The organism is Roseovarius sp. 10 (assembly GCF_033100315.1).
Taxonomy (GTDB): Bacteria; Pseudomonadota; Alphaproteobacteria; order Rhodobacterales; family Rhodobacteraceae; genus M30B80.
Genome location: NZ_JAWLVH010000002.1, coordinates 154,114 through 173,407 on the forward strand (window position 1 = coordinate 154,114; position 19,294 = coordinate 173,407).

A 19,294-nucleotide genomic window follows, 5' to 3' on the forward strand; every position below is an offset into this window, starting at 1 on the left:
TATGCCCTGCAAATTCGCTTTTGGTGCCTTCTAACCCTCAATAAGCAATCTGCCAACGGCTGACTGCGAAGAAATTTCGTCGCGGCCCAATCTGCACATAGATTGGGCATCTTCGACAGTTGCTTCGCGCTCTGCCAGATAGGCCGCTGCTAGGGCACGGTATCGTGCTTTGTCAGCATCGCTATCGAGATAGTCTTCTAGCTCAGCACGCGAATAGCCCAAGGATATGCCGCGATCAACCAAGCTTTGTGCAAAAGCCCAAGCGCGCAGAATCCGCGCATTGATACTGTCACAATGATTGCGCACCAATCGCCCGATTGAGATGACCAAAAGACCCTCATGAATTTGGGGATCGTTGCGCAAGGCATCAAAGCGATCCTCAGCCCTTGCAGGCATCGCCGCAGCCGCCAAAAGCAGCGTAACGGCCAAGGCACGCATCATTGCGCGCGGGCCATTTCGTGGGGATTTGTGCATCTGCGTCACCATATTCAAATCAGGCCACATCGGGTGCCAGAGCGCAATTCACAAGCCCGTGCAGGGCTTAGGCCAAAGATAGATACAAAAACGGGGCCCCAAGGGCCCCGTTCTCTATCATTCTGCTGCAATCGCGGCACCGCGTTTTGATTTGATGCGATCTTCAATTTCATCACGGAAATTGCGGATCAAACCTTGGATCGGCCATGCAGCCGCATCGCCAAGCGCACAAATTGTATGACCTTCAACCTGCTTGGTCACATCAAGCAGCATATCGATTTCTTCAACCGATGCCTCGCCTTTGACCAAACGATCCATCACGCGCATCATCCAGCCCGTGCCTTCGCGGCAAGGCGTGCATTGGCCACAAGATTCGTGTTTGTAGAATTTCGACAAACGCCAAATCGCTTTGATGATGTCTGTGGATTTATCCATCACGATCACCGCTGCTGTGCCAAGGCCAGAGCGCTGTTCGCGCAGATAATCAAAATCCATGATGGCCTCGCGCATATCCTCACCACGGATACAGGGCACAGATGATCCACCTGGAATGACCGCCTTAAGGTTATCCCAACCACCGCGAATGCCGCCGCAATGACGCTCGATCAATTCCTCAAAGGTGATCGACATCGCCTCTTCCACGACGCAAGGGGTGTTCACATGGCCAGAAATCGCAAAAAGTTTTGTCCCCGCATTATTGGGGCGCCCAAAGCCCGCAAACCATTCAGCCCCACGGCGCAGGATGGTCGGCACAACTGCGATTGATTCGACATTGTTCACCGTGGTCGGGCATCCATAAAGACCCGCCCCCGCAGGGAAGGGTGGCTTCATGCGTGGCATGCCTTTTTTGCCCTCAAGGCTTTCAAGAAGTGCGGTTTCCTCGCCGCAAATATAGGCCCCTGCCCCGTGATGCAGGTATAGATCAAAATCCCAACCCGATTTCGCGGCATTTTTGCCCAGAAGGCCCGCATCATAACATTCATCAATCGCGGCCTGCAGGGCCTCGCGTTCGCGGATATATTCACCGCGGATATAGATGTAGCAGGCATGGGCCCCCATCGCGAAAGAGGCGATCAAACACCCCTCAATCAGCGTATGCGGATCATGGCGCATGATCTCGCGGTCTTTACAGGTGCCAGGCTCAGATTCGTCTGCATTCACCACCAAGTAGGAGGGGCGACCATCGCTTTCCTTCGGCATGAAGGACCATTTCAGACCTGTGGGGAACCCTGCCCCGCCACGGCCCCGCAATCCCGATGCTTTCATGATCTCAATGATTTTGTCACGGCCCAGCGCAATCAGGTCTTTGGTGCCATCCCAATGGCCCCGCGCCTTTGCGCCTTTCAGGCTGCGCTCATGCATCCCATAGATGTTGGTAAAGATGCGGTCTTTATCCTGAAGCATGTCCTAGTCCTTGTCGTTCTGGCGCTGTCCGTGCCCCGCACGGAGTTTTTTACGGCCTTGCCATACCTGATACGTTACCACAAGCGCCCAGAAAAGGGCCGCAATTGCCGCAAGGTCAAACAAAAAAGCCAGTCTCGCAGGCCACCCAAGATGGGCACCAATGGCCTGCATCAACATCCACAACAGCATTGCCCCCGCAATAACCAAGGCAGCCACCCGCCCCTTGCGGTCGAGCGCGGCATCTTCAGCGTTTTGCATGGGCAGTTTGCGGGTCATTCATTTGGTCTGCAACATGGCATGTCATTTGCTCGGGGTTGTAACGGGGGTGGCTGCAAGCTGCAAGAAAAAGCGGCCCCGCATCTGGGATGCAGGGCCGCCTTTTGCAGGAATTCGCATTAGGACTTAGTAGACATCCCCATCGCCAACGCGTTTTGAGAATTCCGTTTGCCCACCTGTGGCCAAGGTTTTGGCTTGCGCAACCCAATTATCGCGGCTGACGCGGCCCTTGAACCCTTCGAGGTTCTGATCAACCCATGCGACCTCATCCGCCGTCCAAGAGGCCACTTGGTCAAAATGGTAAAACCCTAGACGATTGAGCAACGCCTCCAGTTTCGGGCCAACGCCTTTGATCATTTTCAGATCATCCGCGCCCGAGGCGCGCGCGGCGCTCAAGGCGGCAGGGCGCGTGCCTGCGCCTGTCGTGGCCGCAGGCGCGGCGGCTTTGGCAGGCGCTTTGGGTTTTGCTGCGGCTTTGGATTTTGCCGCTGCTTTTGGCTTGGGGGCGGCTTTAGGTTTTGCAGCAGGTTTTGTGGTTGCGGATGCTGCAGGTGCCGCCGCCTTCGGGGCCGCGGGTTTTGGCGTTGCGGGCTGTGGCGCAGACACACTCTTATTGGCGGGCTCAGGCAAGCTGCGACACAGCGTGAGCATCAAAAACAATCCCACACCAACTGCCACGATCACGGCCGCAAACACGGCTTGCATAAAGCTCCAATCACCAAGGACTGCCACAAGCACCCCTGCAAATGCGCCGACCAATGCCGCCAAGCCCCATGACACAGCTGCACAGGTCAAACCCCCTGAATTCTCGCTCATTTATTTTCCCCCGTCTGATCGTAGATTTTTGATCACTGATTTCGACATGCGCCTGTCGCGCCTTAATGCCCCGCAACTTACCCTATCTTTTCACATATAAAAAACATCTTTTCATGGGGTAAGATGTAAAAAACCCGCCATAAAAGCGGGTTTTTTGTGGAATTGATCCGAATTTTACGTGGTTCAGCCGCTTATTCGCTCGACTTTGGCTTGCGCGATGTGGGCTTTGCTGCCGCCTTTTTGGCGGCTGGTTTCTTCGCAGCAGGCTTTTTCGCAGGGGCTTTCTTCGCCGCATTTGCGGGTTTAGGCCGCGCGGCCTCCTTGGGAAGGCCAGCCGATGACTGCTTACCCCAAGGGGCCAGCAATGGCACCTCGGTGCCATCAATCCGCTTGACCGTATCACCGATATCCGCCGCCAATCGCGCGGAGGCATTCAGCGGATCGCGGCCCTTTTCATGTGCGGCCAAACTGGTCAGACCCGATGCAGGCTCGGATGTGTAGCGGCCATTTTGTGGCCCCGGTGTCGGCACCTTGCCTGCCGACAATTCATCAATAATCTCAGACAGGCGCGCCGCCGTCAGGTCTTCGTAATAGTCCTTGCCGATCTGCGCCATCGGCGCGTTGGAACAGGCGCCCAAACATTCGACCTCTTCCCACGAAAACTTACCATCTTTCGACAGCTCATGCGGGTTGGGGGCAATTTTCTCGCGGCAAATGCCAATCAAATCTTCCGCGCCACAGATCATGCAGGAGGTGGTGCCGCAAACCTGAATGTGCGCCACGCTGCCCACGGGCTGCAATTGGAACATGAAATAGAAGGTCGCGACTTCCAAGGCACGGATATAGGCCATGCCGAGCATATCAGCGACATATTCAATCGCAGGCTTGCTGAGCCACCCTTCCTGTTCTTGTGCGCGCCACAACAGGGGAATAATCGCCGAAGCCTGACGTCCTTCGGGATATTTGGTGATCTGCGCCTGAGCCCATGCCTGATTTTCAGGGGTAAAGGCAAAGCTATCTGGCTGTTCCGAATGAAGGCGTCTGAGCATCGTAAAGTTTTCCGTCAACAGGTTGAACGCGGCGGTGATCCCGCCGCTGCAAAGGCCGATACAGGATCAGCGGTCAATCTCACCAAACACAACATCAAGCGAGCCAAGAACAGCAGAAACATCCGCCAATTGGTGGCCGCGGCATAGGTGATCCATCGCCTGAAGATGCGCAAATCCAGGGGCGCGGATCTTAGAACGGTAAGGTTTGTTGCTGCCATCAGAAACCAGATAGACACCAAACTCACCTTTCGGGGCCTCGACCGCGGCGTAAATTTCGCCCTCAGGGACGTGGAAGCCCTCGGTGTAAAGTTTGAAGTGATGGATCAGCGCCTCCATCGAGGTTTTCATCTCACCGCGTGAGGGCGGGGTGATCTTGCCGCGTGCCAGAACATCGCCCTGATTTTCAGGCATTTGCAACTTGGCACAAGCTTGGCGGATGATCGAAATGGATTGGCGCATTTCCTCCATGCGGCACAGATAGCGATCATAACAATCGCCATTCTTGCCCACAGGGATTTGGAATTCGAACTCGTCATAGCATTCATAAGGCTGCGCGCGGCGCAAATCCCATGCCAAACCAGACCCGCGCGCCATAACCCCCGAGAATGCCCAGTTTTGAATATCTTCTTCTGTCACAATGCCAATTTCGACATTGCGCTGTTTGAAGATGCGGTTTTCGGTCAAAAGCCCGTCAATATCTGACAATACGCGCGGGAAGTCCTGCGCCCATGTATCGATATCCGCAATCAATTCAGGGGGCAGGTCTTGGTGCACGCCACCGGGGCGGAAATAGGCTGCGTGCAAACGCGCACCACAGGCGCGCTCGTAGAACACCATCAGCTTTTCGCGCTCCTCAAAGCCCCAAAGGGGTGGCGTCAGTGCGCCCACATCCATCGCCTGCGTGGTTACGTTCAGCAAATGGTTCAAGATACGCCCGATCTCGCAGTAGAGAACACGGATCAACTGGGCGCGGCGCGGCACCTCGACACCTGTCATACGTTCGATCGCCAAGCACCATGCGTGCTCTTGGTTCATCGTGCCAACGTAATCCAAACGGTCGAAATAGGGCAGGTTTTGCAGATAGGTGCGGCTTTCCATCAGCTTTTCTGTGCCGCGATGCAAAAGACCAATATGCGGATCGCAGCGCTCGCAAATCTCGCCGTCCAATTCTAGCACCAAACGCAACACGCCATGCGCGGCGGGGTGTTGTGGCCCGAAATTGATATTGAAATTGCGAATTTTCTGCTCGCCTGTCAACGCGTCTTCAAATCCTTTGGAGCCGTCCATCATTTCTGCGCCTCCTTGGCTTGGTCTGCCTTCTCATCCCCGGGCAGCACATATTGCGCGCCCTCCCATGGGCTCATGAAATCAAATTGGCGGTATTCCTGAACCAGTTTTACAGGCTCGTAGACCACACGCTTAAGCGCTTCGTCATAGCGCAGCTCGACATAGCCAGTGGTCGGGAAATCCTTGCGCAACGGATGACCGCGAAAGCCGTAATCGGTCAAAATGCGGCGCAGATCGGGATGGCCTGTAAAAAGAATGCCGAACATATCGAACACTTCACGCTCGAACCAATTCGCCGATGGGTGAATCGACACGATGGAGGGGGCCATCTCATCCTCGCGCAGCGCCGCTTTAAGGCGGATGCGCTGATTTTGATACATGGACAAGAAATGCCAGACCAAATCAAAACGCCGCTCCCGACCGGGGTAATCCACAGCGGTCACATCGACCAAGGTCGAGAAGGCGCAATTGCGGTCGAGTTTCAAGAATTCCACGAAAGCCAACAGATGGGCCAAGGAGACCTCGACCGTCAATTCGCCGCGTGTGATGGTGCTGCCCATCACGGCTTCGGGCTGCTTTTCGGCCAGATAGTTCGCCAATTCTTGCAAGGCCTGGTCGCTCATTGCGTCACTCTCTTTTTGGTTCGGGCGCTTTGCGCCCAAAAATGCGCCTTAGCGCGTAATCGTTCCCGTGCGGCGGATTTTGCGCTGCAACTGAAGGATACCATAAAGCAGCGCTTCAGCGGTCGGAGGGCAGCCAGGAACATAAATATCCACTGGCACAATCCGATCACAGCCGCGCACAACGGAATAGCTGTAATGGTAATAACCGCCGCCATTCGCACAAGATCCCATCGAGATCACGTAGCGCGGTTCAGGCATCTGGTCGTAAACCTTACGCAACGCAGGGGCCATTTTATTGGTCAAAGTGCCCGCCACGATCATAACATCCGACTGGCGTGGAGAGGCGCGTGGGGCGATCCCGAACCGCTCTGCATCATAGCGAGGCATTGAGGTATGCATCATCTCAACCGCGCAGCATGCCAGACCAAATGTCATCCAATGCAAGCTGCCCGTGCGCGCCCAGTTGATGATGTCCTCTGTCGAGGTCAACAAAAACCCTTTATCCTGAAGCTCGCGATTAAGCGCTTGGGTGGCGACCTCTTTGTCCACACCTGCGGTGTTTTGACCTGTCATCACTCCCATTCCAGCGCTCCTTTCTTCCATTCATAGGCAAAGCCAATGGTCAGCACGCCTAAGAACACCATCATCGACCAGAACGCCGTCATCGACATATCTGGGAAAGCAACCGCCCATGGGAACAGGAACGCGATTTCCAAATCAAAGATGATGAACAGGATCGACACCAGATAGAAACGCACATCAAATTTCATGCGCGCATCATCAAAGGCGTTGAACCCGCATTCATAGGCGGAAACTTTTTCAGGATCAGGATTGCGCACAGCGACAATCACAGCAGCCAAAATCAGGATCAGGCCAAGGCCGATGGCCATGGCAAGAAAGATCAAAATTGGCGCGTATTCAGAAAGAAGGTCTTGCAAGATGCTCTCCCTCGGTTGTCAGGAACCGTGGCAAAGGGTGTCCGGTCAGCGCAGGGTCTAGCGCCAAGCCTTGAAGTGGTCAACCGATGCGCGCGCATTGCGCACGTTTTGTCGCTGCTTTTTTCAACCAAAGGCCCGAGTTTCGTGCAAATTTATGCCGCAAGGCGCAGATTGCGCTAACCCTATGTTGCGCGACACCTGCATCGGGCGGTATGTCTAGGCCGAACGACAAGCCCCCATGGGGCTAAATGAGGGACTATGCCAGAGCGCACGGAAACCGAGAGCCGCAAATTGCTGCGCCGCCTGCAAGCCAGTTTGGCCGAAGCAGGCGCAGGACAGGAGCGACTTGACCGTATCACCCATCTGATCGCCGATTCGATGGGCACGGAGGTATGCTCGATTTACCTGCTGCGTGATTCTGACACCCTCGAGCTTTGCGCGACCGAGGGCTTGGCCCCAGAGGCTGTTCACGTCACCCGAATGCGCCTTGGCGAGGGTCTGGTGGGGCGCGTTGCCCGCGATGCCCGCCCCATTAACACCCCCAACGCCCCCGCTGCGCGTGGATTTCGCTATATGCCTGAGACGGGCGAAGAGCGGTATTCCAGTTTCTTGGGCGTGCCGATCCAACGCTTAGGAGAACGGCTTGGCGTTTTGGTTGTGCAATCGAAAGAGGCGCGCAGCTATTCGGAAGATGAACTCTATGCCCTAGAGGTTGTCGCGATGGTTCTGGCTGAAATGACAGAACTTGGTGCCTTTGTCGGTGAGGGCGAGGCATTATCTGCCCGTCACCAATCGCAGGTGATGATCCGTGGCGGCGTCGCGCAAGAGGGCGTGACCGAAGGTGCGGTTTACTTGCACGAACCGCGCGTGGTCGTCACCCGCCCCGTGGCGGATGACCCAGAGGCCGAACAAGCCCGCCTATCGGATGCAATCGCCACGCTGCGCCAATCAGTTGATCAGCTTTTGACCCGTATGGACAACGATGACAGCGAGGAACGCCAAGTTCTCGAAGCCTATCGCATGTTCGCCAATTCGCGCAGTTGGATCAAACGGATGCAAGAGGACATTGCGCGCGGCCTGTCGGCCGAAGCCGCCGTTGAGAAAGAACAATCCGCCGCCCGCGCACGGCTAGAAACTGTGCCTGATGCCTATTTGCGCGAACGTTTGCAGGATTTAGACGACCTTTCAAACCGTCTTTTGCGGATTTTGACAGGTCAAGGCGGCGACACGGGCGCGGAAATGCCCGAACATCCGATTCTCGTGGCGCGCAACATTGGGCCAGGGGAATTGTTGGATTATGGCCGCCGCCTTAAAGGGGTGGTGCTTGAGGAGGGATCGGTTGGAAGTCATGCGGCGATTGTGGCCCGCGCCCTTGCGATTCCGCTGATCATCAATGCCAAACGTATTACAACCGAGGCGTTGAACGGTGACCCGATTTTGGTCGATGGCGAGCAGGGTATCGTGCATTTGCGGCCCGAAGAAAATGTGGCCAAGGCGTTTCGCGATAAAATCGCCATGCAGGCCGCGGCCCAAGAACGCTATGCCTCGATCCGTGACAAACCCGCTGAGACGCTTTGTGGCACGCGTATCACGCTTGAGATGAATGCGGGCCTTATGGCGGATCTTCCCTCCCTGCCCTCCTCTGGTGCGGAAGGGGTGGGGTTGTTTCGCACGGAATTGCAATTTCTAACCCGCAACCAAGTGCCACGGCGCGGGGAATTGGCCGCGCTTTATTCCCGCGTCATGGATGCAGCAGGCGGCAAGCGCGTGGTGTTTCGCACGCTTGATATTGGCTCGGATAAGGTGCTGCCCTATATGAAGCGGCCAGAAGAACCAAACCCCGCCTTGGGGTGGCGCGCGATCCGCGTGGGTCTTGATAAACCGGGCGTTATGCGGATGCAGTTGCAGGCCCTAATCCGCGCGGCACAAGGCCGCCCTCTTTCGGTCATGTTCCCCTTTGTGGCCCAACTCGAAGAATTCACCGAGGCCCGTGATCATCTGTTGCGCGAAATGGATCGCGAAGCGGCCTTGGGACATATCTTGCCCGAAACTCTTAAAATCGGGGCAATGCTGGAAACCCCAAGCCTTGCTTTCGCACCGCGCCAATTTTTTGAAATGGCTGATTTTGTCTCAATCGGCGGCAATGACCTTAAGCAGTTCTTCTTCGCCGCTGACCGCGAGAACGAACAGGTGCGCCGCCGCTATGACACGCTCAACGTCAGTTTCTTGAATTTCCTAGAAATGATCGTCACGCGCTGCGCGGAAACTGAAACCGATTTGTCATTTTGTGGCGAGGATGCAGGCCGCCCCCTTGAGGCGTTGTGCTTTGCCGCGATGGGGTTGCGCAAATTGTCGATGCGCCCCGCCTCCATCGGCCCCGTCAAAAGCCTCTTGCGGCGGGTTGATTTGCGCGAATTGCGGGCCGTGATCCGCGAAGCGCAGGCAACAGGGGCGATGAGCGTGCGCAGTGCGGTTGCAAACTGGCTCGCTCATCAAAACGGCCATTAGGCCCTAGCTGCGCAGCGCAGGCAGCCCAACGCCTGTCGACTCAAACCCCCCATCCGCAGCCAGTATTTGGCCAGAGATGTAGCTCGCTTTTTCACTGCACAGGAAGCAGATCGCTTCGGCAATCTCACGCTCGGACCCATAACGATTGAGCGGGATCGCATCATGATAGGCAGCGATGATGGCGGGCGAATGGACCGCAATCGACAATTTCGTGCGCACAGGGCCAGGGCAGACGCAATTCGAACGAATGCCGTATTCGCCCAATTCCGCCGCCTGCTGTTTGGTCAGATGAATAACAGCCGCCTTGGTCGTGCCATAAGCCACCCGCAAGGTTGACGCCCGAAGACCGGAAATCGACCCAATATTGACAATCGCGCCTTGGGTTTCCTTTAGCGCAGGCGTCATCGCCTGTGACATCAGAAAAACGCCATCTAAATTGGTCGCCATGACACGGCGCCATGTTGGGAAATCGCATTCTTCAATCGGCCCAAATTCCGCGACACCTGCATTATTCACCAAAGCATCCACGCGCCCCATTTTGGCGCTGATCTGGGTTGCCAGTTCTGCCACAGCCTCAGGGTCTGAGACATCGCAGACAAACCCTAGGGCCCCATCACGCGGGGTCGCTGTCGCATCAAGTTCGGCCGCATCGCGATCCACCATCGCAACTCGCCAGCCCATCTCAAGGAAAAGATCCGTGGTGGCCAATCCGATACCGCGCGCGGCCCCCGTTACAATCGCTACTTTGCTCACCCGTTTGTCCCTCCCTTTATGTTGGCTTTGCCGTGGCATCCTGACGGGTTCCACGCCCTTGGCAAGCGGAATTTATGCCACCTGAAAAATGAGGGCTTTTATTATTAGACCAAGCCGTCTAAGAAATACCGCATGAGCTTAGCCGATGTGACATATGACGCCCCCAAACGCCGTGGCCGCCCCGCTACTGCGCCCCAAGACGCGGCCACCTATCAGCGATTGATCCGCGCAGGGTTGGTGCATCTTACAGAGCGGGGTTATTCTGCGGTCGGGCTTGATATGATCCTCACGCATGCCCGTGTGCCAAAGGGCAGTTTCTATCATTATTTTCCCAACAAGGCCGCCTTCGGTCGCGCCGCCATCGCAGCCTATCGCGCCTATTTCGTGGCAAAGATGGAACGCCATTTGGGCGATGACAGTCTCGCCCCGCTTGCCCGTGTCGCAGCCTTTGCAGCGGCGGCTGAGGCGGGCATGGCCCGTCATGGCTTTCGGCGCGGATGTTTGATTGGCAATTTGGGCCAAGAAATGGGCGCATTGCCCGAAGAATTTCGCGCCGATCTCATTGCGACCTTGGAAGATTGGCAAGCCCGCTTGGCGCAGGTTCTACAGCTTGCCCAAAATCAGGGCGAGATATCCCCCCATCACAACCCCGCCGATCTGGCGCAAATGTTCTGGATCGGATGGGAAGGCGCCGTTTTGCGGGCCAAATTGGAACGCGGGCCTGCGCCCTTGCGCCTGTTTGCAGCGCAATTTCTTGCACAGCTTAACACCACCCCAAAAGGAGATGCCCCATGTTCGATGCCATCGTAATCAGCAAAGAGGATGATCAGCAAAGCGTGGCCTTGCGCCAAATCGCCAAGGAAGACTTGCCCGAGGGGGATGTTTTGGTCGAAGTGGCTTGGTCAACCTTGAATTACAAGGACGCGCTCGCCATCACAGGGGCCGCGCCAGTGGTGCGCAGTTTTCCGATGGTTCCCGGCATTGACCTATCGGGCATCGTCCGTGAAAGCGCCGATCCGCGCTATAATCCTGGCGATCGGGTGGTCTTGAACGGATGGGGTGTTGGTGAAAAACATTGGGGCGGTTTGGCGCGTTTCGCGCGCCTCAAGGGTGATTGGTTGGTTCCACTTCCCGATGGTGTCAGCCTGCGTCAAGCGATGGAGATCGGCACGGCAGGATATACCGCGCAGCTCTGCGTCAGCGCCTTGTTGAAGGCCGGTCTCACTCCAGAGGCGGGCGAGGTCGTGGTCACAGGGGCCGCGGGCGGTGTTGGCAGTGTTGCCGTGGCCCTTTTGGCGGCGAAAGGATTTACTGTCTGTGCGGTCACGGGCCGCGCCGAGGAAGAAGCCTATCTTAAATCCTTGGGCGCAAGCGAAATCCTGCCGCGAGAGGAATTCGCAGGCAAACCCCGCCCCCTCGACAAGGAGCGTTTCGCAGGTGCGGTCGATGTTGCGGGCAGCACCGTCTTGGCCAATGTTATCTCGAAAATGAAATATCGTGGGCTTGTCGCCGCTTGTGGCCTTGCCGCAGGCATGGATTTGCCAAGCTCAGTCGCGCCCTTCATTTTGCGCGGGGTCAGCCTATTGGGGGTCGACAGTGTCATGGTGCCGCGCGATGAGCGGATTGATGCATGGGCGGCCTTGGCCAAAGATTTGGATATGAGCAAATTGGCGGCAATCGCCCATGAAATGGCCCTTGAAGATGTCATCGCAGAGGCGCCAAAATTTCTTGAAGGTAAAATCCGCGGCCGCGTGGTTGTGCCTTTGAATGCGGCACTGGCCGAGTAGGCCCCAAAAGGATAGCAGCTATGACAGATCCCCTTGCCCCGTTGGCGCTTGAGGTTGAGGCCCCAAAGCGGCTGATGGCCTTTCCAAATTGGGTCTATCTCTTGCGCGAGTTTGAGGCGCTTTACAGGCGCGGCTCGGCGGGGGGATCAAAACCAATCCGCAGTCACCGAAAACGGGTGCGTGAAGGCATCTCGCAGGTATTTGACACAAATCCCGTGGTGATGCCGCGCGGGCCGTTGCTTAAACCCGTCACCGACCATTTGCCGCGCGCCCTTGATCTGGGCGAGCGGGGTTTGGTCGCGGGGCTGTCGCGCGCGCTGTCGCGGGTCGCAACCGAACTGACATGGGAATACGGCTATGAGAAAGTGCCAAAGGCTTTGGCGCAGAAATATGCCTATTGTGAGATATTGGGGCCGCGCGGGCCGATCTATTCTGAAAAGATGATCTTGGGCTTTGTTCTCTTTGCCCCCCGCACCACTTACCCGCAACACAGCCATGCGGAAATTGAAGAAAGCTATATCTCGGTCGCGGGCGATTGGTCTGAAAACGAGGTCGCAGTTCACGCGCCAGGCTCGTTAATCCTAAACCGCCCCGGTGACGAACATCGGATCACAACGGCGGATCTTGATCCCTGTCTGTTGGCTTATGCATGGCTTGGGCCTGAGAGCAAACTTTCAAGCCCAGGGATGAAGCTTTCCGCGACAAGAAAAGCCCGTATTGAAGCGGGCATATAAAAAGGCATTCGAGGTTAAATCATGCAGGCAGCGGATATTGTGATTGTCGGCGCAGGGTCAGCGGGATGTGTATTGGCCAATCGCCTGTCTGAAAATGGCAAGCACAAGGTCGTGTTGTTGGAGGCGGGTGGGCATGACCGCCACCCTTGGGTGCATATCCCCGTGGGATATCTCTATGCGATGGGAAATCCGCGCCTTGATTGGTGCTATAAAACCGCGCCTGTAGCGGGGTTAAATGGGCGCGCGCTCAACTATCCGCGTGGGCGGGTTTTGGGGGGCTGCTCCTCAATCAATGGAATGATCTATATGCGCGGCCAGGCGCGCGATTATGATCTGTGGCGGCAAATGGGCAATACGGGTTGGGGATGGGAGGATGTCCTGCCCTATTTCAAACGCTCGGAAGATTATCATCGCGGCGCGGACGCCCTGCATGGCGCTGGCGGCGAAATGCGCGTAGAAAATCAGCGCCTGTCATGGGAAATTTTAGATGCCGTGCGGGAAGCCGCCGCTGAAATGGGCATCCCGCCCTCAGATGATTTCAACACAGGCGACAATGAGGGCGCGGGATATTTCGAAGTGACCCAAAGAGGCGGTTTGCGGTGGAACGCGCGCCGCGCCTTCCTTGATCCCGCCAAAACCCGTAAGAACCTGAGCATCGTCACGAATGCCGAGGCCGAACAAATCGTCATCACCGAAGGACGCGTTCGCGCCTTGCGCTATCGTCAAAACGGGATCGTCAAAGACATCCAAATCCGTGGTGAGTTGGTCTTAGCCGCAGGGGCAATTGGCACACCGAAACTTTTGGAGTTGTCAGGCATTGGCCAAGCGGAACGCCTGCAGGGTTTGGGCATACCCGTGATCCAAGACAGCCCCGAGATTGGCGAAAACCTCGCCGATCACCTTCAGATCCGCACGATTTTCCGCATCACAGGCGCGAAAACACTCAACACCCTTTACGCCTCGCTCTGGGGGCGGGCCAAAATTGCGATTGAATATGCGCTCAAGCGATCTGGCCCGATGGCCATGGCCCCCTCACAACTTGGCATTTTCACGAAATCAAGTTCAGATTACGAAACCGCCAATATCGAATATCATGTGCAGCCCCTATCGCTTGAAGCCTTTGGTCAGCCTTTGCATGACTTCCCCGCCCTCACCATCTCGGTCTGCAACCTTCGGCCAGAAAGCCGCGGTTCGGTGCATATCACCTCGCCCGATGCAAAGGCCGCGCCTGTGATTGACCCAAATTACCTGTCGGCTGAAGCAGATCAGCGCGTGGCGGTCAATAGCATCAAACATGCCCGCCGCCTGATGCAAACCGAACGCTTGCGCGCCTTTGCGCCGCAAGAAATCAAACCCGGCGCCCATATCAATAGCGAAGGTGATCTGGTGCGCGCCGCAGGCGATATCGCAACCACGATTTTTCACCCTGTCTCAACCGTTCGAATGGGGGCGGATCAAAACGCGCCGCTTGACCCAGAGTTGCGCTTGCGCGGGATTTCCGGCCTGTCCGTGGCGGATGCCAGCGTGATGCCATCCATCCCCTCGGGCAATACCCATGCGCCCGTGACCATGATTGCCGAAAAAGCCGCAGATTTGATCTTGGCGCGCCTCGCTTAGGCGCCCCAACGCGTCACTTTCCCCGTCACCCCTGACCAATCGCCAACGCCCAAAATGCGGGCGGGGTTGGTGGGTGGCGGCATCTCCACCCCCTCGAGGCGGTGAAACCCGAAGCGGCTATAATAAGGGGCATCCCCCACCAACATGGTGCGCGGCCAGTGCAAGGCGTCAGCCCGCCGCAGACCTTCGCGGATCAGCAGCCCGCCCAAACCTTCCCCCTGACGGGTGGGATGCACGGCAATCGGGCCAAGCAACAACGCCTCTTTGGCCCCGACACGCACGGGCCAAAAGCGGATCGCCCCACCAATCGCACCATAGTCATCGCGGGCAATGAGACAGAGCCCGTCAACAGGCGGAACCCCATCGCGCAGGCGATAGGAACTCAGGGCCGTGCGCCCGGGCGCAAAGCACAGATCGAAAAGGGCTTCGACCTCCCACCAGTCATTTGGCTGCTCTTTGGCGATATCGACCATTGGCTGCTCATGTAATGCCTCTGGTCAAACTGGTAGCACGGCGCTAGCTCAATGCCAAACCGAAGAAGCAAAAGGCGCGGCGATGTTCTATAAAACTGATGACGGCCACCCCCTGCCCCACAACCCGTTCAATGCCATAGTCGCACCGCGCCCGATTGGGTGGATTTCGACACGGGGGAGCGATGGTCAGGACAATCTTGCGCCTTATTCCTTTTTCAACGCAGTCGCCTATGTGCCGCCACAGGTGATGTTCGCCTCGACCTCGGCCAAAGCGGATCGCGGCGACACCAAGGATAGCGTAGCCAATATTCGCGAGACGGGGGTATTTTGTGTCAATCTCGTGGGCTACGAGATGCGCGATATGATGAACCAAAGCTCTGGCCCGTGGCCAAGGGGCGTGGATGAATTTACCCATGCACAGATCGCCCGTGCCCCCTGTGAAACCATTGCAGCGGCGCGGGTGGCCAACGCCCCCGCAAGCCTTGAATGCAAACTGACCCAAATCGTTACCTTGGACGGGGCACATAATTTTGCGGTCTTTGGCGAAGTGACGGGGGTGCATATCCGTCCCGATTGCCTGAGTGATGGACGCTTTGACATCACCCGCGCGGGCTTGATTTCACGGCTTGGCTATCAGGATTACGCGCAAATCGGTGAAATTTTCACCATGACGCGGCCTGAATAGGCCAAAATACCAATTCGCGGGTTCCCTTCCCCCCGCCGCTTGCGATACTGCGCGCGTGGATTTGGAACCAACCCATGGAGGGGCAGGATGACAGAGCGCGTGATTGGCGTGATCGGCGGCTCGGGCGTCTATGAGATAGACGGGCTTGAGGGCGCGAAATGGGTTGAGGTGAACAGCCCCTTCGGTACGCCGTCTGACGCCATCCTGACGGGCCGCCTGAGCGGGGTCAGCATGGCCTTTTTGCCACGCCACGGGCGCGGCCATGTCCACAGCCCCACCACCGTGCCCTATCGCGCCAATATTGACGCGCTAAAACGCCTTGGGGTGACCGATTTGATCTCTGTCTCCGCCTGCGGGTCATTCCGCGAAGATTTGGCACCTGGTGATTTCGTCTTGGTTGATCAATTTATCGACCGCACTTTCGCGCGCGATAAATCCTTTTTCGGCACAGGTCTGGTGGCACATGTCAGCGTGGCGCATCCCACCTGCGCGGATCTCAGCGCAAAATTGGCCAAGGCCGCAAGCGCAAGCAGCGCAAAACTGCATCAAGGCGGCACGTATCTGGCGATGGAAGGCCCGCAATTCTCGACCCTCGCGGAATCACGGATGTATCGCAATGAATGGAAGGCCGATGTGATCGGCATGACCAATATGCCAGAGGCAAAATTGGCCCGCGAAGCGGAGATGTGCTACGCCCCGATTGCGATGATCACGGATTATGACAGTTGGCATGCAGATCACGGCGCGGTGGATATCACCGAGATCATCAAAACCCTTACAGGAAATGCAGAAAATGCGCGCAAGACCATTGCCGCCTTGCCTGCGCTTTTGGGGCCTGAGCGCGCGCCTTGTCCGTGCGGCTGTGATCGCGCATTGGATCACGCCATCATGACGGCCCCCGATAAGCGCGACCCTGATATGGTCGCCAAGCTAGATGCGATTGCAGGCCGCGTGCTGTAAGGCCCGCCGAACGGAGAGACGCTATGACGCCCCAAAAAACGGTTCAGGATTATATCCGCACCATTCCCGATTTCCCGCATGAGGGGATTTTGTTTCGTGACGTGACCACGCTTTTTGCAGACCCGCGCGGGTTTCGATTGGCTGTGGATCAATTGCTTGCCCCTTATGTTGGGCAAAAGATTGATAAGGTCGCGGGGCTTGAGGCGCGGGGGTTCATCCTTGGCGGCGCGGTCGCGCATCAACTGGGCAAAGGTTTTGTGCCTATTCGCAAGAAAGGCAAATTGCCCGCGGCCACGATCAGCGAAGATTACGCATTGGAATATGGCACGGCCACTGTCGAGATCCATGATGATGCTTTCGAGGCGGGTGAACGTGTTTTGCTCGTGGATGATCTCTTGGCCACTGGCGGCACGGCGCGGGCGGGCATTCACCTGATTGAGCGCCTCGGCGCGCAGGTGACGGGCTGCGCCTTTGTGGTTGATCTGCCCGAATTGGGGGGGCGCGCCAAGCTTGAGGAGATGGGCCAAAGCGTTCACGCGCTCTGCCAATTTGACGGGCTATAGAATTTTTCGCAATTTCACCAAAATTTAACGCCCTGCCCTGTATCGAAGGGGCGTTCGTCAGCACGTGCGAACATGTTGCTTGCTAACCCAAACCCTCGCCTCGCTCATATTATGGGCGGGGCGAATTTTGGATGTAGGGGATGGAACGTGCCTTGGCCGCTTGCGGGGCGGGAAACTTTCCTCTAGTCAAACCCTGTGGCCGCTTGCTGGAACTGGTAGACAGACCGGACTTAAAATCCGAGGCTTTCGGGCGTGTGGGTTCGAGTCCCACAGCGGCCACCACCTTCCCAACAAAAAACGCGCCCCAATGGGACGCGTTTCGAAACATCAAGCGTGACGTTACATCAGGCAGCTTCGGCCTGATTGCGGCGTTCGCTTTCCTCGCGGCTCAGCGCAACAGAGGTGCGCACGCCAGAGGCAACAAATTTCATCAAGCCTTGAACAACGCGCTCGTTCGGGTCAATGCCCGCACAGCTGAGCACTTCGCGGCCATCACGCGAGCGCGCCCAGCGCGCGATTTGCTCTGGGCCGTTGCCGAATTTCTTGTCATCGGCGATTGCATCATCCAGCGCGGCCAAAACAACGGCAGCAAACAGTTTGCGTGCGCGTTGACCTTGCTCGTAATTGAAGGCAGTGCCATCAACGAAATCTCGCATTTCGTCGTCCTTTTTATTTTTTGCTCTTGCGTTTTGCGGCGTGGGGCCCCTTATGCACATGTTCTAAGCGATTCTGGTATGCGAATATTGCATACCTCGTATGCATTTTACGCATGGGATCGCATTTGATGCTGCACGGCGCTTGTGTATTGCCACCCTGATGTCGCCTAGATATAGGGAGCATTAATCAATCATCAAGGTTTGCTAGGGTTTACACTATGCCTAAAATCAACGGCAATGAAATTCGTCCCGGAAATGTTTTGGAACATAATGGCGGTCTGTGGGCCGCTGTAAAAGTGGATCACGTGAAGCCCGGTAAGGGCGGCGCTTTTGCTCAGGTCGAAATGCGCAATCTGCGAAATGGCAGCAAATTGAACGAGCGTTTCCGCTCTGCTGATAAGGTAGAACGCGTGCGTCTTGAACAAAAAGACCAGCAATTTCTCTATGAGCAAGATGGAATGTTGGTGTTCATGGACGCCGAAACCTATGAGCAGATCGAATTGCCTGCGGAATTGTTGGGCGACCGCCGCCCCTTCTTGCAAGATGGAATGACCATCGTGGTGGAATTCCATGAAAGCGAGGCGCTCAACGCAACCTTGCCTCAGAAAGTCACCTGCAAAGTTGTGGAAACAGAACCCGTGGTGAAGGGCCAAACAGCGGCGAATAGCTTTAAGCCCGCGATCCTCGACAATGGCGTGAAGGTTATGGTTCCCCCCTTTGTCGGCCAAGAGGAAATGATCATCGTGAACACCGAAACGATGGAATATTCCGAACGCGCCTAAACACGCACGCGGTCGGTCAGATCAAATGCCCTGCGCGATGCGCGGGGCATTTTTCGTTTTCACAGATCACTTTGACCAAGGGTTGTCGCCGCGCGTCTTGCGGGTCACCCGCGGCACACGGGTGACTGCGGGTGGCGCATTTTTGGGCCGACCCACAGCAGGAATACGGCTTTGGCCGAAGCGATATTGCGCCTCTTCATGGGGGGGAACCCCCGCGGTGCGCGCCCAAAAAGCCTGGGCGCCACGATTGATCCAAAACGGCAGCATCAGCGCGAAGCCTGCGATAAACCCGCCCGCATGCGCCCAATAGGCCACACCGCCACCTGTGGCATCCATCGACAAACCATTAAACAGCTGCAGCCCAAACCATAGCCCCAACATGGCCCATGCGGGCACAGTGAAGACTTTGAAGAAAATGATGAAGATAAAAAGGATGTCGATCTTCGCGCGTGGGAATAACAGCAAATATCCGCCCATCACCCCAGCGATGGCCCCAGAGGCACTCACCATCGGCACTTGCGAAGCGGGGTTTGACAAAATTTGTCCAAACCCAGCTGCCAGCCCTGCGACAAGGTAAAAGGCCAAAAACCCAATATGCCCGAGCTGATCCTCTAGGTTATCGCCAAAAATCCACAAGAACAGCATATTGCCGATCAGGTGCATCCAGCCGCCATGCAGAAACATGGACGTAATCAAACTATGGGGATCTCCGCCCTTCAGCACTTCGGCGGGGACAAGCGCCCAACTGTCAAAAAACCGCGCAAGCCCTGCGGGGGTCGATGAAAGTTCGGGGTAATAGCCCAGAAACACGACGACATTCACCAAGATCAGACCGATCGTGATCACGGGCTTGCGGTTGGATGGGTTATGGTCGCGTATCGGAAACATGACAGTGCCATTCTCGCGGGA

At 56.6% G+C, this 19,294-nt stretch carries 21 protein-coding genes, 1 tRNA gene and 1 pseudogene; 10 read left to right on the forward strand and 13 right to left on the reverse strand.

Annotated features, from left to right (window positions below):
• Positions 1 to 30: 30 nt before the first annotated feature.
• The 9 genes and pseudogenes from RYZ18_RS07965 to RYZ18_RS08005 form a co-directional block, all read right to left on the reverse strand.
• Complete coding sequence (locus RYZ18_RS07965; protein WP_317656060.1) at positions 31 to 474, reverse strand: DUF5333 domain-containing protein; 444 nt, start codon at positions 472 to 474, stop codon at positions 31 to 33.
• 117 nt (positions 475 to 591) lie between these two features.
• Positions 592 to 1,878 carry an NADH-quinone oxidoreductase subunit NuoF gene (nuoF, locus tag RYZ18_RS07970; RefSeq protein ID WP_317656062.1) on the reverse strand — a complete coding sequence of 429 codons (1,287 nt, stop codon included), beginning with the start codon at positions 1,876 to 1,878 and terminating at the stop codon, positions 592 to 594.
• Positions 1,879 to 1,881: 3 nt separating this feature from the next.
• A complete protein-coding gene (locus tag RYZ18_RS07975) occupies positions 1,882 to 2,154 on the reverse strand; it encodes a DUF5337 domain-containing protein (protein ID WP_317656064.1) in 273 nt (90 codons plus the stop codon).
• 126 nt (positions 2,155 to 2,280) lie between these two features.
• Entirely contained in the window at positions 2,281 to 2,970 is a 690-nt protein-coding gene (locus tag RYZ18_RS07980) for a hypothetical protein (RefSeq protein WP_317656065.1), read from the reverse strand.
• Between the two features lie 194 nt (positions 2,971 to 3,164).
• Positions 3,165 to 4,019: pseudogene (gene nuoE / locus RYZ18_RS07985) on the reverse strand (NADH-quinone oxidoreductase subunit NuoE); the annotation flags it as partial.
• 66 nt (positions 4,020 to 4,085) lie between these two features.
• Positions 4,086 to 5,306, reverse strand: a complete 1,221-nt coding sequence (locus RYZ18_RS07990; protein ID WP_317656687.1) for an NADH-quinone oxidoreductase subunit D — start codon at positions 5,304 to 5,306, stop codon at positions 4,086 to 4,088.
• A complete protein-coding gene (locus RYZ18_RS07995) occupies positions 5,306 to 5,929 on the reverse strand; it encodes an NADH-quinone oxidoreductase subunit C (protein WP_317656067.1) in 624 nt (207 codons plus the stop codon). Before RYZ18_RS07995 ends, RYZ18_RS07990 begins: the two co-directional genes overlap by 1 nt.
• 48 nt (positions 5,930 to 5,977) lie before the next feature.
• Positions 5,978 to 6,511 carry a NuoB/complex I 20 kDa subunit family protein gene (locus tag RYZ18_RS08000; RefSeq protein ID WP_317656068.1) on the reverse strand — a complete coding sequence of 178 codons (534 nt, stop codon included), beginning with the start codon at positions 6,509 to 6,511 and terminating at the stop codon, positions 5,978 to 5,980.
• Positions 6,502 to 6,867 carry an NADH-quinone oxidoreductase subunit A gene (locus tag RYZ18_RS08005; RefSeq protein ID WP_317656069.1) on the reverse strand — a complete coding sequence of 122 codons (366 nt, stop codon included), beginning with the start codon at positions 6,865 to 6,867 and terminating at the stop codon, positions 6,502 to 6,504. The genes RYZ18_RS08000 and RYZ18_RS08005 overlap by 10 nt, the downstream gene beginning before the upstream one ends.
• A 258-nt stretch (positions 6,868 to 7,125) precedes the next feature.
• Between RYZ18_RS08005 and ptsP the strand changes: the two genes are divergently transcribed.
• On the forward strand, positions 7,126 to 9,375 hold the full coding sequence (ptsP, locus tag RYZ18_RS08010) for a phosphoenolpyruvate--protein phosphotransferase (protein ID WP_317656071.1): 2,250 nt from the start codon (positions 7,126 to 7,128) through the stop codon (positions 9,373 to 9,375).
• Between the two features lie 3 nt (positions 9,376 to 9,378).
• On the opposite strand, the gene RYZ18_RS08015 is transcribed toward ptsP, so the two are convergent.
• Positions 9,379 to 10,128 carry an SDR family oxidoreductase gene (locus tag RYZ18_RS08015; protein WP_317656072.1) on the reverse strand — a complete coding sequence of 250 codons (750 nt, stop codon included), beginning with the start codon at positions 10,126 to 10,128 and terminating at the stop codon, positions 9,379 to 9,381.
• A gap of 132 nt (positions 10,129 to 10,260) precedes the next feature.
• On the opposite strand from RYZ18_RS08015, the gene RYZ18_RS08020 reads away from it, so the two are divergent.
• Genes RYZ18_RS08020 through RYZ18_RS08035 form a run of 4 tightly spaced genes read left to right on the forward strand, consistent with a single transcriptional unit; the run spans position 10,261 to position 14,266 of the window.
• Positions 10,261 to 10,938 (forward strand): TetR/AcrR family transcriptional regulator, encoded by a 678-nt coding sequence (locus tag RYZ18_RS08020; RefSeq protein WP_317656074.1) that lies wholly within the window; start codon positions 10,261 to 10,263, stop codon positions 10,936 to 10,938.
• On the forward strand, positions 10,920 to 11,915 hold the full coding sequence (locus RYZ18_RS08025) for an MDR family oxidoreductase (protein WP_317656075.1): 996 nt from the start codon (positions 10,920 to 10,922) through the stop codon (positions 11,913 to 11,915). Before RYZ18_RS08020 ends, RYZ18_RS08025 begins: the two co-directional genes overlap by 19 nt.
• A 20-nt stretch (positions 11,916 to 11,935) precedes the next feature.
• Positions 11,936 to 12,649 carry a dimethylsulfonioproprionate lyase family protein gene (locus tag RYZ18_RS08030; protein WP_411567098.1) on the forward strand — a complete coding sequence of 238 codons (714 nt, stop codon included), beginning with the start codon at positions 11,936 to 11,938 and terminating at the stop codon, positions 12,647 to 12,649.
• Between the two features lie 21 nt (positions 12,650 to 12,670).
• Positions 12,671 to 14,266 carry a GMC family oxidoreductase gene (locus tag RYZ18_RS08035; protein ID WP_317656076.1) on the forward strand — a complete coding sequence of 532 codons (1,596 nt, stop codon included), beginning with the start codon at positions 12,671 to 12,673 and terminating at the stop codon, positions 14,264 to 14,266.
• Here the strand turns inward: RYZ18_RS08035 and RYZ18_RS08040 are convergent.
• Complete coding sequence (locus tag RYZ18_RS08040) at positions 14,263 to 14,739, reverse strand: GNAT family N-acetyltransferase (protein WP_317656078.1); 477 nt, start codon at positions 14,737 to 14,739, stop codon at positions 14,263 to 14,265. The two genes, RYZ18_RS08035 and RYZ18_RS08040, sit on opposite strands and share 4 nt — an antisense overlap.
• Positions 14,740 to 14,821: 82 nt before the next feature.
• On the opposite strand from RYZ18_RS08040, the gene RYZ18_RS08045 reads away from it, so the two are divergent.
• From RYZ18_RS08045 to RYZ18_RS08060, 4 genes are all read left to right on the forward strand, one after another.
• A complete protein-coding gene (locus RYZ18_RS08045) occupies positions 14,822 to 15,424 on the forward strand; it encodes a flavin reductase family protein (RefSeq protein ID WP_317656079.1) in 603 nt (200 codons plus the stop codon).
• 87 nt (positions 15,425 to 15,511) lie between these two features.
• Complete coding sequence (locus tag RYZ18_RS08050; RefSeq protein WP_317656081.1) at positions 15,512 to 16,384, forward strand: S-methyl-5'-thioadenosine phosphorylase; 873 nt, start codon at positions 15,512 to 15,514, stop codon at positions 16,382 to 16,384.
• 23 nt (positions 16,385 to 16,407) lie between these two features.
• Positions 16,408 to 16,947, forward strand: coding sequence for an adenine phosphoribosyltransferase (locus tag RYZ18_RS08055; protein WP_317656083.1), 540 nt, complete (start codon positions 16,408 to 16,410; stop codon positions 16,945 to 16,947).
• A gap of 197 nt (positions 16,948 to 17,144) precedes the next feature.
• Positions 17,145 to 17,229 (forward strand) — tRNA-Leu (locus RYZ18_RS08060).
• A 62-nt stretch (positions 17,230 to 17,291) separates the two neighbouring features.
• Here RYZ18_RS08060 and RYZ18_RS08065 read toward each other — a convergent pair.
• Entirely contained in the window at positions 17,292 to 17,603 is a 312-nt protein-coding gene (locus tag RYZ18_RS08065) for a DUF6280 family protein (RefSeq protein WP_317656084.1), read from the reverse strand.
• 218 nt (positions 17,604 to 17,821) lie between these two features.
• On the opposite strand from RYZ18_RS08065, the gene efp reads away from it, so the two are divergent.
• Complete coding sequence (efp, locus tag RYZ18_RS08070) at positions 17,822 to 18,385, forward strand: elongation factor P (RefSeq protein ID WP_317656085.1); 564 nt, start codon at positions 17,822 to 17,824, stop codon at positions 18,383 to 18,385.
• 66 nt (positions 18,386 to 18,451) lie between these two features.
• On the opposite strand, the gene RYZ18_RS08075 is transcribed toward efp, so the two are convergent.
• Entirely contained in the window at positions 18,452 to 19,273 is an 822-nt protein-coding gene (locus RYZ18_RS08075) for a rhomboid family intramembrane serine protease (RefSeq protein ID WP_317656086.1), read from the reverse strand.
• Positions 19,274 to 19,294 lie beyond the last annotated feature (21 nt).

What these genes read in the sequence shown, in the direction of transcription:
- RYZ18_RS07965 (WP_317656060.1), bottom strand. Translation starts at nt 474, where the DNA reads ATGCACAAATCCCCACGAAATGGCCCGCGCGCAATGATGCGTGCCTTG.
- nuoF (WP_317656062.1), bottom strand. Translation starts at nt 1,878, where the DNA reads ATGCTTCAGGATAAAGACCGCATCTTTACCAACATCTATGGGATGCAT.
- RYZ18_RS07975 (WP_317656064.1), bottom strand. Translation starts at nt 2,154, where the DNA reads ATGACCCGCAAACTGCCCATGCAAAACGCTGAAGATGCCGCGCTCGAC.
- RYZ18_RS07980 (WP_317656065.1), bottom strand. Translation starts at nt 2,970, where the DNA reads ATGAGCGAGAATTCAGGGGGTTTGACCTGTGCAGCTGTGTCATGGGGC.
- RYZ18_RS07990 (WP_317656687.1), bottom strand. Translation starts at nt 5,306, where the DNA reads ATGGACGGCTCCAAAGGATTTGAAGACGCGTTGACAGGCGAGCAGAAA.
- RYZ18_RS07995 (WP_317656067.1), bottom strand. Translation starts at nt 5,929, where the DNA reads ATGAGCGACCAGGCCTTGCAAGAATTGGCGAACTATCTGGCCGAAAAG.
- RYZ18_RS08000 (WP_317656068.1), bottom strand. Translation starts at nt 6,511, where the DNA reads ATGGGAGTGATGACAGGTCAAAACACCGCAGGTGTGGACAAAGAGGTC.
- ptsP (WP_317656071.1), top strand. Translation starts at nt 7,126, where the DNA reads ATGCCAGAGCGCACGGAAACCGAGAGCCGCAAATTGCTGCGCCGCCTG.
- RYZ18_RS08020 (WP_317656074.1), top strand. Translation starts at nt 10,261, where the DNA reads ATGAGCTTAGCCGATGTGACATATGACGCCCCCAAACGCCGTGGCCGC.
- RYZ18_RS08025 (WP_317656075.1), top strand. Translation starts at nt 10,920, where the DNA reads ATGTTCGATGCCATCGTAATCAGCAAAGAGGATGATCAGCAAAGCGTG.
- RYZ18_RS08030 (WP_411567098.1), top strand. Translation starts at nt 11,936, where the DNA reads ATGACAGATCCCCTTGCCCCGTTGGCGCTTGAGGTTGAGGCCCCAAAG.
- RYZ18_RS08035 (WP_317656076.1), top strand. Translation starts at nt 12,671, where the DNA reads ATGCAGGCAGCGGATATTGTGATTGTCGGCGCAGGGTCAGCGGGATGT.
- RYZ18_RS08040 (WP_317656078.1), bottom strand. Translation starts at nt 14,739, where the DNA reads ATGGTCGATATCGCCAAAGAGCAGCCAAATGACTGGTGGGAGGTCGAA.
- RYZ18_RS08045 (WP_317656079.1), top strand. Translation starts at nt 14,822, where the DNA reads ATGTTCTATAAAACTGATGACGGCCACCCCCTGCCCCACAACCCGTTC.
- RYZ18_RS08050 (WP_317656081.1), top strand. Translation starts at nt 15,512, where the DNA reads ATGACAGAGCGCGTGATTGGCGTGATCGGCGGCTCGGGCGTCTATGAG.
- RYZ18_RS08055 (WP_317656083.1), top strand. Translation starts at nt 16,408, where the DNA reads ATGACGCCCCAAAAAACGGTTCAGGATTATATCCGCACCATTCCCGAT.
- RYZ18_RS08065 (WP_317656084.1), bottom strand. Translation starts at nt 17,603, where the DNA reads ATGCGAGATTTCGTTGATGGCACTGCCTTCAATTACGAGCAAGGTCAA.
- efp (WP_317656085.1), top strand. Translation starts at nt 17,822, where the DNA reads ATGCCTAAAATCAACGGCAATGAAATTCGTCCCGGAAATGTTTTGGAA.
- RYZ18_RS08075 (WP_317656086.1), bottom strand. Translation starts at nt 19,273, where the DNA reads ATGTTTCCGATACGCGACCATAACCCATCCAACCGCAAGCCCGTGATC.